Origin of the sequence: Pseudomonas migulae NBRC 103157 (genome assembly GCF_002091715.1) — a bacterium.
Taxonomy (GTDB): Bacteria; Pseudomonadota; Gammaproteobacteria; order Pseudomonadales; family Pseudomonadaceae; genus Aquipseudomonas; species Aquipseudomonas migulae_A.
Genome location: NZ_BDAG01000024.1, coordinates 28,496 through 42,462, shown reverse-complemented (window position 1 = coordinate 42,462; position 13,967 = coordinate 28,496). Strand labels below are relative to the sequence as shown.

Sequence of the window (13,967 nt, the reverse complement as noted above, 5' to 3'; positions counted from 1 at the left end):
CCAAAACCAGCCCTTCACTAATCGAGAGCAGGCGTCAGCAATAGCCCCTTCCTCAGCGCTTGTAACGTAGCGCATCAACCACTACGCCAAACGCAGTCGAATGTTCACGGCGGTTAGGGTAGTAGAGGTGATACCCGGGAAAGGGTTGGCACCAGTCCTCCAGCACCCGCACCAGGCTCCCGTCAGTAATTTCCTTCTGCACCATATCTTCGGGCAGGAAAGCCAGCCCGCAGCCCGCAGCCGGCGACGGCTGCGCGCAGGGTGGGCAGGAGGTGGATGAAATTGGCCGAGAAATTGCCGCGAGTCGAGAAAGCGAAGTCAGCCAGACGGCGGCAATCTGATACTGTTTTTTATGTTGGATCTGAGCCTTTTTTTAGTTGGTCGGTGCTCTATAGAGTGCGCGTCCGACGCACTAGTGGACAGTGATCGGCCGCCTACTATTCCAGGCTCTCTGAAGACCGGACGACCTCGAGAGTCTTCAGGAACCACCATGAATACTCGTCCAGGTTTTCACAGCAAGACATTCCCTGAGTCGCAACGTGACATTCTCGGTATGATCGCGACCGATCATCATCTGGTCGACATACTCTGCGCCATTTGCCAGATGCTTGACGATCAGGCCCCCGAAACCTTCTGCTCGATACTGCTCACTGATGCCGAGGGCAAACGCTTGCTTAGCGGCGCGGCGCCCAGCCTCCCGGTCGAATACAGTGACGCGATTCATGGAATGCTGATTGGGCCACATGAAGGAACCTGTGGCACCGCAGCGTTCCGGCGCGAGCTTGTGGTCACCGAAGACATCGCCCGAGATCCAAACTGGGAGCGTTTTCGAGGCCTGGCGCTGGGGCATAACCTGCGTTCCTGCTGGTCGGTGCCTTTGCTCTCCCATCTGGGAAGCGTGTTGGGTACGTTTGCCCTGTATCAGAACCGCACGAATGCGCCGGATGAGGCGCAAATTCAACGACTGGCCCGCGCGGCCCAGCTGGCAGTCATTGCGATCCGGCATGAGCGTGACGGCCAACGTCTGGAGGAAAGCGAACAACGTTTTCGTTCATTGTTTACCTACAACCCCAACCCGGTGTTCGCCCTCGATCTGGCCGGCAACATCCAGAGTGTGAATCCGGCAGGCCTGAAGCTGAAACCGCACACCGCGACCGACTTCATTGGTCATCACTTTTCCCATCTGGTACTCGAAGAAGACCTGGAACGGGTCAGTCAGCATTTTTCCGCAGCCCGCGCCGGAGAACCTCAGCGCTTCGAGGCACGGGTTCTCGACGAGAGTCAAAAACTGCTGACCATGGACATCTCTAATCTGCCGATCATGGTCAACGGTGAGATCGTCGGGGTATTTGGCATTGCCCGTGACATCAGCGAGCAGAAGCATTTCGAGCGCCAATTGAGCTTCAACGCCAGCCATGACCGCCTGACCGGTTTGCTTAACCGTGTTTCGCTTGAAGACCGGCTTGTTCTGGATTGTCACATCAGCCGTCGGCGTGAGCGTCGTCTGGCGGTGATGTGCATTGATCTGGATGGGTTCAAATCCATCAACGATTCGATCGGACATTACTTCGGCGATCAGGTGCTGATTGAGGTGGCGCAGCGTATGACCCGGCAGGTTCGTCCCGGCGATACCATCGTGCGCATGGGCGGTGACGAATTTATCGTGCTGCTGCCGGACCTGCTTCGTGATGAGGACGTTGTACCGGTGGTCGAGCGCTTGATGGCCAGCATTGCCAGACCCTACTGCATCCAGGGCATTGACCTGCACGTGAGTGCAAGTATCGGCATCACCTTGAGTGATGGTCACATCGAGCAGCCGATGCAACTGATCCAGCAGGCTGACATGGCCATGTACAAAGCCAAGCAGCAAGGGCGCAATAACTTTCAATGGTACACCAGCGATCTTAATCAGCGCGTTTGCGAGCACGCGAGCCTGCGCAATGACCTGCAAAAGGCTATCGAAACTCAGTCGTTCAAGCTGCATTATCAACCGCAGATAGACGCGCTCACGAGTCGGGTGGTCGGGATCGAAGCGTTGTTGCGCTGGGAACATCCGGGAAAAGGATTCATCTCACCAGCGGTGTTTGTGCCGGTGGCAGAGGACAGTGGTCAGATCATCCCGCTGAGCCTTTGGGTACTCGATACGGCCTGCGCGCAGCTGCGCCAGCTAGGCGAGCAGGGCATCACGGGCATTTCGATGGCGGTGAATATTTCGCCGATGCATTTTCAGCGTGGCCATTTCGTCCAGTGTGTCCAAGCCAGCCTGGAGAAACATGGACTGCGTGGAGAGCAGTTGGAGTTGGAGATCACCGAGTCGCTTCTGTTGCATAACGCTGAACAGGCGATCGACACGTTGCACCAGCTCAAGGCGTTGGGGGTGCTCATTGCGCTCGATGATTTTGGCACCGGTTTTTCCAGCCTCAGCTACCTCAAGCGTTTGCCCATCGACAAGATCAAGATCGACCGCTCGTTCATCCAGGAAATCGCCACTGACCATCACGATGCAGCGATCACCCAAGGCATTATTTCCATGGCCCATCACCTCAGCCTTACGGTGGTCGCCGAAGGCGTGGAAACGGCGTCTCAGGTGGATTTTCTGAAGGGCAGTCGCTGCGATGTTTTTCAGGGGTATTACTTTGCCAAACCGATGCCCTATGCAGAAATCGAAGCTTTCCTGAGCCATCCCGCGTCCCATCCCTGACCGCCAATTCTGTCTGGACCCAGACCTGAAAATCAGACGCTAAGGCAAATTTTCAGACCCCAGCGCAGAACTCCCTCTCCTCAGGCAAGGCGCTCCCCGCGCCTTTCTCACACACTCGGCTCTAACGCTATCGCGCTGCACAACAACAAGAGCCGCGAAAAAAATGACTAGTTTCCAGCCTGCTACCGAAAGCCAGACCGGCCACATCGGCGCCCGTCAGACCCGTGTCGAGGACGCCGCATTGTTGCGCGGCCTCGGCTGCTATGCCGATGACGCTGCGATCCCTCCGGGTACGCTCCATGCGGCGATCATCCGCTCACCCCACGCTCATGCACGTATCACCTCGGTGGACTTTTCCCGTGCGCTGCTGATGAAAGGCGTGCACGGCGTGCTGGTCGGCGAAGACGTCAAACGCTGGGCGCTGCCGTTCCCGGTGGGTGTGCGTCAGCCGATGGAGCACTGGTGCGTCGCCGTCGACAAGGTGCGTTACGTCGGGGAGCCGGTGGCGGTGGTGATCGCCGAGAGCCGCTATCTGGCCGAGGACGCCATCGAAGGGGTGCGCGTTGAATACGAGCCGCTGCCACCGATCATCGATCCTGAACTGGCCACCGCCGAACAGGCGCCGATCCTGCACGAAGCAGTCGGCAGCAACGTGGTCAACGAACGGCGCTTTCGTTATGGCGAGCCGGAGCAGGCCTTCGAACAGGCGCCGCACAAGGTCTCGCTCAAAGTGAAGTTTCCGCGCAGTTCCTGCACACCCATTGAATGCTATGTGGTGCTGGCTCAGTACGAGCGCGCCACCGGCATTTATGACGTGCTGGCCAATTTCCAGGGCCCCTATGCGTTGCACACGGTCATGGCCCGGGCACTGAATGTGCCCGGCAACCGCTTGCGTTTGCGCACACCGAAAGATTCCGGCGGCAGCTTTGGCATCAAGCAAGGGGTTTTCCCTTACGTGGTGATGATGGGCCTGGCGTCACGCAAGGTCGGCGCACCGGTGAAGTGGGTCGAGGACCGTCTGGAACATCTTCAGGGGGCTTCTTCGGCGACCAATCGGGTGACCGAGATTGAAGCGGCGGTAGAAGCCGATGGCCGTATCACCGCGTTGCGTTATGACCAGATCGACGATTGTGGCGCCTACCTGAGAGCGCCTGAACCTGCGACTTTTTACCGTATGCACGGCAACCTGACGGGTGCTTACGCGATCCGCAATTTGCAAGTGCGCAACCGCGTGGTGTTGACCAACAAAACCCCTTCCGGCCTGAACCGTGGTTTTGGTGGCCCGCAGGTGTATTTCGCCCTTGAGCGGCTGCTGCAACACATCGCCGTGCAGTTGAAGCTTGATCCGTTGGACGTGATCCGCCGCAACCTGGTGCCGGCCGATGCCTTCCCTTATCGCGCGGCAGCCGGTGCGTTGCTCGATTCCGGCAATTACCAGGCAGGCATTGCCTTGGCGGCGGCTGATGGCGGACTCGAGGAGTTGCTCAAACGTCGTGATCAGGCGCGTGCCGAAGGCCGAATCTATGGCATTGGTTATGCCGCGGTCATCGAACCCTCGATTTCCAACATGGGTTACATCACCACCGCGATGACGCCCGAAGAGCGGCGCAAGGCCGGTCCGAAAAACGGCGCTGTCGCCACCGCAACCATCAACGTCGGCCCGTTGGGTGACGTCAGTGTGCATGTGTCCTCGGCACCGCAAGGGCAGGGCCATCAAACCACCGTCGCTCAAGTCGTCGCCGAAGTGCTTGGGGTTGCGCTGGAATCCATCGTGGTCAACGTCGAGCTGGACACTCAGAAGGACGCGTGGTCGATTGCCTCGGGCAACTATTCCAGCCGTTTCGCCGGTGCTGTGGCCGGTGCCGTCTATAAGGCCGCGCTGAAGATCCGTGATCGCCTCGCCGCGATTGCCGCGGAGCAATTGCAGGCCAGTCCCGAAGATATTCGTTTCGCGGGTGGCAAGATTTTTGTGGTCAATGGCGGGGCGGTGGCGCCATTCCATCGGATTGCCGGTGCGACCCATTGGTCGCCGGGCCTGCTGCCGGAAGGTGAAAGCGGCGGTCTGCGCGAAACCGCCTTCTGGAGCCCGCCGCAATTGGAGGCACCGGACGACAAGGATCAGGTCAACAGCTCGCTGTGCTACGGCTTTGTCTTCGACATCTGTGGTCTGGAAATCGACCGCATGACCGGCGAGATCCACATCGATCGCTACGTCACCTGCCATGACGCCGGCCGCCTGCTCAACCCGGCGCTGGTGGATGGCCAGATTCGTGGTGGCTTCACCCAAGGCCTCGGCGCGGCGCTGATGGAAGAATTCGCCTACGGCGAGGACGGCAGCTTCCTGAGCGGGACCTTCGCCGATTATCTGGTGCCGACCGCACCGGAAGTGATCGAACCGATGATCCTGCACATGGAAACGCCATCGCCATTCACCCCACTGGGCGCCAAGGGTGTGGGCGAGGGCAACAATATGAGCACGCCGGTGTGCATCGCCAACGCGGTGGCCGACGCCCTCGGTCGATCGGACATCCGTCTGCCACTGACGCCCTCGAAAGTACGCACGCTCATCGGCATCGACGAGCCACCACGGCCCGCCGGTATGGAGGCCGATGAAAACCTCGACGCAGCACCTGCCGGTGGACCGGCACTGCGGGCCAACGACTCGGTGGTGATTCCTGCTTCGCCGCAACAGGTCTTCGATACCTTGCTCGACCCGCAGACGCTGGCGGCGATCATTCCCGGTTGCCACGACCTCGTGCTTGAAGGCGAAAACCGTTACCGCGCGGACGTCACCGTCGGCGTCGGCATGATCCGCGCGCGCTTCGAGGCCAAGGTTGCCCTGAGTGATCTGGACCCGCCGCATTCATTGCGTCTGTCCGGTTCCGGCAGCAGCTCGATGGGGTCGGCCCAGGGGCAGGCCAAGGTGCGTTTCGTTGAACTGGAAAATGGCCACACACGCCTGGAATACCAATACCAGGTGGCGGTCAGCGGCAAAGTCGCCGCGGTCGGCGGCCGAATGCTGCAAGGGGCCTCGAAAGTGATCATCGGACAAATATTTACTCGCCTGTCACAACGGGTCAGCGGCCAAGCCATCTCCACCGGGTGGTGGGCGCGATTGCGGGCCTCGCTTGGCGCGCTGTTTGGCAAGGGAGGTGCGCAATGAAACCGGCTGCTTTCGATTACGTTCGGGCTGACAACCGTCGTCAGGTGGTTGAGTTGCTCGCCGAGTACGGCCAGGAAGCTCGCATCATCGCCGGTGGCCAATCGCTGATGGCGGTGCTGAACATGCGCCTGGCTCAGCCCAAGTTGCTGATCGATATCAATCATGTGGCTGACCTGGCCTATATCGAACTGCGCAAGGATTGTCTGGCGGTAGGTGCCGGGGTACGACAGGCGCAGTTGCTGGCGCGTTCGACCCTGATGGACGAGGTGCCTTTATTGGCGCTGGCAATGCCTTGGATCGGTCACTTCCAGACGCGTAATCGCGGCACAGTCTGCGGTTCGGTGGCTCATGCCGACCCGAGCGCCGAGTTGCCGCTGTGCCTGGTGACGTTGGGTGGCGAGATCGTTCTGGAGTCGAAAAAAGGCAAGCGCATTGTCAAGGCTGCCGACTTCTTCCAAGGCATTCTCACCACCGACAAGCGTGCGGATGAACTGGTCGTCGAGGTGCGCTTTCCGCTCAAGCGCGAAGGCATTACCTATCGCTTCCGCGAGATCGCCATGCGCCACGGCGACTTTGCAATTGTCTCCCTGGCCGCTGCCATCGGCGCGGACCAGGTCGAACTCGGCATCGGCGGGGTCGCCGACCGTCCGCAACGTCGCAGCCTGCCTCGTGGTGCGGAGCTGCCGGACGCGCTCAATCAAACCGCCTGGTCGCTCGATGCACAAGACGATGTGCACGCCAGCGCTGCCTATCGCCGCCAACTGATTCGCGAGCTGGGTCACCAGCTGATCGAAGGAGTCTGAACATGCGTGTAACTGCCGACCAAACCTTTCCGATCCGCCTGGAACTCAACGGCCGCTCCCGCGAAGCCCTGGCTGAGCCGCGGACCCAACTCTGCGACTTCCTGCGCCACGACCTCGGTGCCACCGGTGTCCATGTCGGATGCGAACACGGTGTCTGCGGTGCCTGCACGGTGCTGGTGGACGGAGTCGCCATGCGTTCCTGCCTGATGCTCGCGGTACAGGGGCACGAGCGGCGTATCGAGACCGTCGAGTCGCTGGCTGACGACGACACACTGAGCGACCTGCAACAAGCCTTTCGCCGTCATCACGCCTTGCAGTGCGGCTTTTGCACTGCGGGCATTCTCATGTCCTGCGTGGATTTCCTCGAACGGGTACCCGACCCGGACGAGACCCAGGTACGCGACATGCTTTCGGGGCATCTATGTCGCTGCACCGGCTACACCGGCATCGTCCAGGCCGTGCTCGAAGTCGCTGCCCAGCGCCAAACGAACAAAGGGGTATAACAAAAATGTTCGATCTCGGACGCAGTTTCCTCGCTGCCGTTGAACGCCGGCCGCACGCCGTGGCGGTCAGTGACGGTGCGTTGAAGAAAACCTATGAAGAATGGTTCGTCGATATCCAGAGTGCCGCCTGGGGCTTGCAATGCCTTGGGCTGCAACGCGGTGATCGACTGCTGGTAGTGATGCAAAACCGCTGGCAGATGGCGACCCTGCATTGGGCCTGTCAGTTTGCGGGCATCGTCATGACCCCGTTGAACTGGCGTTCGACTGCCGATGAACTGGGCTACTGCATCGAAGATGCGCAAATTCGGGCAGTGGCTTACGACGACGCGACCGTGACCGCCGTGGCCGGTTGCAGCGCCGCCACAAGGTTGCCACGGATAGCCACCGGTCTGCGTGCCGCCAACACCGACCTGAGTTTCGAGGAACTGTGTTCGCAGACCCCCTCCGGCATCATTTTGCAGGCCGACGCCGAAGACTTTTCACTGCTGCTGTACACCTCCGGAACCACCAGCAAGCCCAAGGGCGTGCCCCGTCGGCACCGCAGCGAACGCGCCGCGGCGGTTGCCCACGTAGCGCAAAACCTCTACCGCCAGAACGAGTGCACGCTGGGCGTCATGCCGCTTTACCACACCATGGGCGTGCGTTCGTTGCTGTCCATGGCGCTGATCGACGGACATTTCGTCTGTGTGCCGAAGTTCGACGTGGAAGCCACGCTGCAGGCCATCGAGCGGGAAAAGGTCAGCAACCTGTACCTGGTGCCGACGCTCTACCACATGCTCATCGAACACCCGGCCTTTGCCCGCGAGCGAGTCGCCAGTGTGGAGAAAATAGGCTTTGCCGGTGCGCCGATGAGCGACGGTTTGATGCGTCGCGTCGAGCAGGCGTTCCAGCCGCAATTGTTCGTCAATCATTACGGCAGCTCGGAGATCTACACCTTCACCATCGACCAGCAAGCCAGCCGCAAACCCGGTTCGTCAGGGCGCAGTGCAATGAACCAGCGCGTGCGCGTGGTGCCGATCGATGCTGAAACGGCGGACGTGCAGGTCAACCCATTGGAAGAGGGCCAGATCATCGCCGACCTGGCGAGTGACGAGGCGTTCGAAGGCTACCTGAACCGCCCCGAAGCGACCGCCAAGGCATTGCGTGACGGATGGTATTTCACCGGTGACATCGGCTACTTCGATCTGGAGGGCGATCTATTCGTCACCGGTCGTGTCGATGACTTGATCATCACCGGCGGCGAAAACGTCAGCCCGGCAGAAATCGAAAACATGCTCTCTCTGCACCCGGCAGTAGAAGAAGTGGTGGTGGTCGGTCTGCCCGACGAGCAGTGGGGCAAGATCATTGCCGCATTTATCAAGCTGCGCGCCGAGGTCTCGGAAGGCGACCTCGATGCCCATTGCATCGCTTCGGGCCTGGCCAAATTCAAGCGGCCACGGCGTTACCAGTTCATCGACCAGATTCCCAAATCTCCAGTGGGCAAGGTGCTGCGGCGCGTACTGCTGGCCCAATTTCAGGAACAGGCCTTGAAGGCCATCAGCTAATCATCCAGAGGACACTCTCATGCAACAGCAAGCGATCCAGCAATTTCTCGACACTCAGTTCGATGGCTTCCAGGTTGAAGTCGATGTGTCCCGCGAGCGCGCCGACATCATCCTCAACCGGGCACCGTTGAACGTCATTTCCATGGGGCAGCGTGATGAACTGCGCCTGGTCTTCGAAGCCCTCGATGCACACAAAGGCGTGCGCGTCATCGTGCTGCGCTCGGTGGGTGAACACTTCTCCAGCGGTGGCGACATCAAGGGTTTCCTCGAAGCGTCGCCAGAGCACGTATCGAAGCTGGCCTGGAACGTCGCGGCACCGGCACGTTGCGAAAAACCGGTGATCGTGGCCAACCGTGGCTACACCTTTGGCGTCGGTTTCGAACTGTCCCTGGCCTGCGATTTCCGCATTGCTTCGCAAACCACTCGCTACGCCTTGCCTGAGCAGAACCTGGGGCAGATCCCCGGCTCGGGTGGCTCCGCGCGCTTGCAGAAAATCATCGGCATCACTCGCACCAAGCACATGGTGATGCGCGCCAAACGCATCACCGGCGACCAGGCCTACGCCTGGGGTATCGCGACCGAGGTCGTGCCGGATACCGAACTGGAAAGCACCGTCGATGCGTTGGTCGACGAACTGCGTCGCTTCTCGCCGCTGGCTCAGCGCACGGCAAAAAAACTGATCAACGACAACGAAGATGCGCCGCTGACTGTCGCGATCGAAATGGAAGGTCACTGCTACAGCCGCCTGCGTAGCTCCAAGGACTTCAAGGAAGGCGTTGAAGCGTTTCACAGCAAGCGTGAGGCCGTGTTTATCGGCGAGTAAATCGTACCGGCGAGCAGGCCCGGGAGTATGTTGGTAACAGCGTACGCCTCACGGAACAGGGTCTGCAGCCCCTTCAATGCAACTCAAAGGGCACATCAAGGTATCACCGCTGACCTGCTGATTACTCGCACCCCGCGCACCGGGATGCAGAACGTTTCGATTCACCGTTTGTGTGAGGCAACCATGACTACGACAACAACAATAACTGCATCACCCGCCAGCGCCGCTATCGATACACCGCAGATTCCACCGGGCAAGGCCTTGCTCGCGGCATTTGCCTCGACTTTCGGCTGGGCGCTGGATCTGTTCGACCTGTTCATTCTGCTCTACGTGGCGCCGATCATCGGCCGCCTGTTCTTCCCCTCGGACACCCCGACACTGTCGCTGGCCGCCGTGTACGCCTCGTTCGCCGTGGCCTTGCTGGTACGTCCGCTGGGCTCGGCGATCTTCGGCGCGTATGCCGACAAACACGGTCGCAAGCGTGCGCTGATGGTATCGATGGTCGGCGTCGGTATTTCCACGGCACTGTTTGGTGCGTTGCCGACCATTCACCAGGTCGGCATATTGGCCCCGATACTGTTTTTGGTCTTGCGGGTGATTCAGGGCATTTTCGTTGGCGGCATCGTTGCCTCCACTCACACCATCGGCACCGAATCCATCTCGCCGCGCTATCGCGGCTTGATGTCCGGGTTGATCGGTGGTGCCGGCGCCGGCATGGGCGCGCTGTTGGCGTCATTCACTTATCTGGTGTTGTCGGAGATCTTTCCCGGGGAGGAATTTGACGTCTGGGGCTGGCGCTTCATGTTCTTCTGCGGCCTGCTCAGCACGTTTTTCGGTCTGGTGATGTTCCGTTACCTGGAAGAAACCCCGGTCTGGCAGCAACTGCAACAAGCGCGTAAAACCAAGGGGCCGGCAGTAGTTGTCGTGTCGCCGCTCAAGCGTCTGTTCGGTCGCGAGTACCGCGGCGTGATGCTGGTCAATCTGCTGATTACGTTCGGAGGCGGTGCCACGTATTACCTGGCCTGCGGTTATCTGCCGACATTGCTCAACGTGGTCGCCAAAGTGCCTCATGCGCAGACTTCGCAGCTGCTCATGTACGGTTCGGTGGCAACCATTGTCGGAGCACTGGCCTTTGGTTACCTGAGCGACCTGATCGGTCGCAAGAAGACCTTCATGCTGCTGGGTGTGATCAACCTGGTGAGCCTGCCGATGATGTTTCTGGGTGTCGCCGAATCGGGTTCGCTGACCCGTACTGCGCTGTATTGCGTGGGCATAGGCTTCATAGGTGGGGCGATCATCGCGCCGATTCTGATCTTTCTCAACGAACGCTTTTCCACCGAGCTGCGAGCCAGCGGCACCGGATTGTCCTGGAACATCGGTTTCGCCCTCGGCGGAACCATGCCGACCTTTGTGTCCCTGGTCAGCGGCAGCCCCGCGCAGATCCCCATGGTGCTGGCGATGTTTGCCGTCGGTCTGTCGGTGATCTACCTGATCGGCAGCGTGGTGATTCCAGAAACCCAAGGCAACTTCAAATAACGGCGGGGAGGTGCTCCAGGAATTCGCCGATCAGCTGCAAAGTCCGCTCGGGCGCTTCGGTTTGAGGAAAGTGTCGACAGTCATCCAGCAGCACACAGCGGCACGGTCCAGCGACCTGTCGCTGGATGACCACCAGTTGCTCGGGCGTGGCGTAGTGGTCTTCGCGACCCTGAATGACCAGCAGCGGCCTTTCGATACAAGCCAACTGCGCTTCGAGATCGTCCAGGGAAAAGTCGGGGTGTAGCCAGCTGTCGCTCCAGCCGTGGAAAGCGCCGTCGACATTGGTCCCATGATGGCGTGCCAGGCGCTCGCGCAATTCGCCCTGATGCCAGGCCTCGGTGGTATGGCGAATGCCATCGAGGCTCTCGGCCTCGACAATCACGTGAGGCGCCAGTGCGATGCTGCCCAACACGCGTGGATCGTTGGTGGCGGCATAGGCAAGGACGATGGATGCGCCGTCACTGTGACCGAGCAAGACCACTTGCGGCAGTTGCAAGGCATCAAGCAATTGCCGCAGTTCCCGAGGGCCGTCGCTGCTCAGGTAGTTCAGTGGACGCGGCAGGGTTACCGGGCTCGATTGCCCATAACCCTGACGGCTGTAAGTGACCACACCGCAACCGCTGGCCTGGGCCAGGCGCTGGGGGAAGTCTTTCCATTGGTCGCTGCTGCCGAGGCCTTCGTGCAGCAGCACAAGCGTCGGTCGCGATGGGTCAGCCGCAGGGATTTGGCGATATTCCAGGCGCAGCGGCCCAAGTTGCAGAAATTGTTGTGGCGACATGTTGAATCAACGATTGAACAAGGTTGCTCGCAGGTTACCGTAAACGTAACCCTGCATGCAGCACCACGCTTTGCTTGAGGTACAGAAAACATGCGCCATCTCGATGTTCAGGTGATCGACCAGGCACTGCAATGGGCTCGCGACGGGCAGGCCCAGTGGCTGTGCACGGTGCTCTCCACCTATGGCTCGGCGCCGCGTGCGCCGGGTGCGATGCTGGTGACCAATGGTGCGGGGGAACACGTTGGCTCGCTGTCCGGTGGCTGCGTCGAGGAGGAGTTCCTCGAAAGCCTGACACGCGGTGAATTACGCGAACCGGCGCAGATCGTCAGTTATGGCGACAGCGTCGAGCAACGCCACCGTCTGCGATTGCCCTGTGGTGGTGTGCTGATCGTGCTGGTCGAGCACCGCGCTGCCAGTCTCGAATGGATCGCGCACCTGGAGAGTCTGCAAGCGGCGTTGCTCGGCCAGCGACGTCTGCAGCGTCATATCGAGCTGAGCAGCGGTGCCTTGCGCCTGGACCCGGACACCGGTCACGGCAGCGAGCGGGTGCAAGTCGTCGACGAAAGTGTGCGCATCAGCGTTGGCCCGGCACTGCGACTGATTCTGGCAGGGCTCTCGCCGGTCGCGGAAGTCTGCGCCAGTTTCGCCCGGGCCATCGGTTGCGAAGTCATTGCCTGCGACCCCCGGGAAGAGACGCTGCATCTAAATCTTGAAGGCGTGGAAATGCAGCGTGTGCTGCCCTCGATGTTTATCGCCGCCGGAGGTTGTCACGCAGCGACCGCGGTGGTGGCGTTGACTCACGATCCGCGAATCGATGATCTGGCGCTGATGGAAGCGGTTCACACCCCGGCGTTTTACATCGGCGCCATGGGCTCTCAGGCCACTTCGGCCAAGCGCGCCGAGCGGCTCAAACGCATCGGTGGTCTGACGGATGAACAGATCGCCCGTTTACACATGCCCATCGGCCTCGATCTGGGCAGTAAGGCCCCGGCGGAAATCGCTCTGGCGGTGGTGGCCGATATCCTGCGCGTTTATCACGGGAAAGAGCGCCATGCCTTGTAAAACGGCTTTTCCGACGAACGTGGGGGCTGCGAAAGTCGAGGTAGACGCTCAGTCATTCGCGCGCGATAGTGGCCAGCCAAGTGTTGCTGAACCATGGACCGATCGGCGGGCTTGAGAAATAGATAGACGCCCCGATGATATGCATTGAGGCCGATAACGATATCGCTTCAAGCGAGCGGAGGAATCTGATGTCGATTGCTCAACGGGTTTTCCACGGCAGGTTTGGCCGGGTCGCCTTGCTGAACATGGATCGTTCGCTGGTCACCCATACCCATTCCGAATGCCATGTGCTGGTCAAAGTGTCCGGTGAGGACACTTACTTCAACGTTAACGGTCGGCGGGTTCCGCTCAGCGATCGCACGGCGGTGCTGGTCAACGCCTGGGAGCCGCATTTCTACGATCCGCAGCCGGGTGCCGGTGCCACCGTCATCCTGGCGCTTTACATCGAGCCCGCCTGGCTGGCCACTGCCCAGCAGTCGCTGGCGCTCAGCGGTCGGCCGGACTTTTTTGCCCAGTCGTGCATCGAGCTGTCGAGTCGTAATCGCACCTTGGCCGACATTCTGGTCGCCGAAGCACATGGCTGCGGGATCGTGCCGAAAGAACGCATGGAATTCATGCTGTTCGACTTCTTGATCGAACTGATCGAGGACTTTTCCAGCTGGCGGCATTTGTCGCAACTGGGTGCGCCGAACTCAGGTGAGTTCCGGGATGCGCGCGTGCGCCGTGGCACCGCCTGGTTGCTTGAGCACCTCGATGATCCGAACCCGATCGACAACGCCGCGCGGGCTTGTGGTCTGTCGCGGGCGCACTTCTTTGCGCTGTTCAAGAAAGATACCGGCATGACGCCGACCCTTTTGCTGAACGACGCGCGCATGCGCCGGGCTTTTGCCTGGCTGGAGCGTGAGCGCAGTGGAACGTTGGGCCTGTTGTCGGAGAATCTCGGGTTCTCCGAGCAAGGTCATTTCACACGGTTTTTCCGTCAGCACATCGGAGCCTCACCCAGCCAGTATCGGCGCGTAGTGGATTGTTATGTGACGGTTTGAACCGAGAGGAG

The 13,967-nt window shown here is 60.3% G+C and carries 10 protein-coding genes and 1 pseudogene; 9 read left to right on the top strand and 2 right to left on the bottom strand.

Annotated features, from left to right (window positions below):
- Positions 1–52: 52 nt before the first annotated feature.
- Positions 53–269: pseudogene (locus PMI01S_RS18275) on the bottom strand (LysR substrate-binding domain-containing protein); the annotation flags it as partial.
- A 221-nt stretch (positions 270–490) separates the two neighbouring features.
- Here PMI01S_RS18275 and PMI01S_RS18270 point away from each other — a divergent pair.
- The 7 genes from PMI01S_RS18270 to PMI01S_RS18240 all read left to right on the top strand — a co-directional run bounded on the left by PMI01S_RS18270 (position 491) and on the right by PMI01S_RS18240 (position 11,073).
- Positions 491–2,701 (top strand): putative bifunctional diguanylate cyclase/phosphodiesterase, encoded by a 2,211-nt coding sequence (locus PMI01S_RS18270; protein ID WP_084321449.1) that lies wholly within the window; start codon positions 491–493, stop codon positions 2,699–2,701.
- 163 nt (positions 2,702–2,864) lie between these two features.
- Positions 2,865–5,864, top strand: coding sequence for a xanthine dehydrogenase family protein molybdopterin-binding subunit (locus tag PMI01S_RS18265; protein ID WP_084321447.1), 3,000 nt, complete (start codon positions 2,865–2,867; stop codon positions 5,862–5,864).
- Positions 5,861–6,667, top strand: coding sequence for an FAD binding domain-containing protein (locus tag PMI01S_RS18260; RefSeq protein WP_084321445.1), 807 nt, complete (start codon positions 5,861–5,863; stop codon positions 6,665–6,667). The genes PMI01S_RS18265 and PMI01S_RS18260 overlap by 4 nt, the downstream gene beginning before the upstream one ends.
- Before the next feature lie 2 nt (positions 6,668–6,669).
- Entirely contained in the window at positions 6,670–7,170 is a 501-nt protein-coding gene (locus PMI01S_RS18255; RefSeq protein ID WP_084321443.1) for a (2Fe-2S)-binding protein, read from the top strand.
- Between the two features lie 5 nt (positions 7,171–7,175).
- On the top strand, positions 7,176–8,714 hold the full coding sequence (locus PMI01S_RS18250; protein ID WP_084321441.1) for an AMP-binding protein: 1,539 nt from the start codon (positions 7,176–7,178) through the stop codon (positions 8,712–8,714).
- 19 nt (positions 8,715–8,733) lie between these two features.
- Positions 8,734–9,537: an enoyl-CoA hydratase/isomerase family protein gene (locus tag PMI01S_RS18245; RefSeq protein ID WP_084321440.1), complete on the top strand. Its 804-nt coding sequence runs from the start codon at positions 8,734–8,736 to the stop codon at positions 9,535–9,537.
- 183 nt (positions 9,538–9,720) lie between these two features.
- Entirely contained in the window at positions 9,721–11,073 is a 1,353-nt protein-coding gene (locus tag PMI01S_RS18240) for an MFS transporter (protein ID WP_084321438.1), read from the top strand.
- Here the strand turns inward: PMI01S_RS18240 and PMI01S_RS18235 are convergent.
- Positions 11,066–11,851 carry an alpha/beta fold hydrolase gene (locus PMI01S_RS18235; RefSeq protein ID WP_084321436.1) on the bottom strand — a complete coding sequence of 262 codons (786 nt, stop codon included), beginning with the start codon at positions 11,849–11,851 and terminating at the stop codon, positions 11,066–11,068. The two genes, PMI01S_RS18240 and PMI01S_RS18235, sit on opposite strands and share 8 nt — an antisense overlap.
- Before the next feature lie 90 nt (positions 11,852–11,941).
- On the opposite strand from PMI01S_RS18235, the gene PMI01S_RS18230 reads away from it, so the two are divergent.
- Together PMI01S_RS18230 and PMI01S_RS18225 are read left to right on the top strand one after the other, a co-directional pair.
- Complete coding sequence (locus PMI01S_RS18230; protein WP_084321434.1) at positions 11,942–12,913, top strand: XdhC family protein; 972 nt, start codon at positions 11,942–11,944, stop codon at positions 12,911–12,913.
- A 188-nt stretch (positions 12,914–13,101) separates the two neighbouring features.
- Positions 13,102–13,956 carry a helix-turn-helix transcriptional regulator gene (locus PMI01S_RS18225; protein WP_084321432.1) on the top strand — a complete coding sequence of 285 codons (855 nt, stop codon included), beginning with the start codon at positions 13,102–13,104 and terminating at the stop codon, positions 13,954–13,956.
- The last annotated feature ends 11 nt before the right edge of the window (positions 13,957–13,967 follow it).

Coding starts and splice junctions, on each gene's coding strand:
- PMI01S_RS18270 (WP_084321449.1), top strand. CDS start 491: ATGAATACTCGTCCAGGTTTTCACAGCAAGACATTCCCTGAGTCGCAA.
- PMI01S_RS18265 (WP_084321447.1), top strand. CDS start 2,865: ATGACTAGTTTCCAGCCTGCTACCGAAAGCCAGACCGGCCACATCGGC.
- PMI01S_RS18260 (WP_084321445.1), top strand. CDS start 5,861: ATGAAACCGGCTGCTTTCGATTACGTTCGGGCTGACAACCGTCGTCAG.
- PMI01S_RS18255 (WP_084321443.1), top strand. CDS start 6,670: ATGCGTGTAACTGCCGACCAAACCTTTCCGATCCGCCTGGAACTCAAC.
- PMI01S_RS18250 (WP_084321441.1), top strand. CDS start 7,176: ATGTTCGATCTCGGACGCAGTTTCCTCGCTGCCGTTGAACGCCGGCCG.
- PMI01S_RS18245 (WP_084321440.1), top strand. CDS start 8,734: ATGCAACAGCAAGCGATCCAGCAATTTCTCGACACTCAGTTCGATGGC.
- PMI01S_RS18240 (WP_084321438.1), top strand. CDS start 9,721: ATGACTACGACAACAACAATAACTGCATCACCCGCCAGCGCCGCTATC.
- PMI01S_RS18235 (WP_084321436.1), bottom strand. CDS start 11,851: ATGTCGCCACAACAATTTCTGCAACTTGGGCCGCTGCGCCTGGAATAT.
- PMI01S_RS18230 (WP_084321434.1), top strand. CDS start 11,942: ATGCGCCATCTCGATGTTCAGGTGATCGACCAGGCACTGCAATGGGCT.
- PMI01S_RS18225 (WP_084321432.1), top strand. CDS start 13,102: ATGTCGATTGCTCAACGGGTTTTCCACGGCAGGTTTGGCCGGGTCGCC.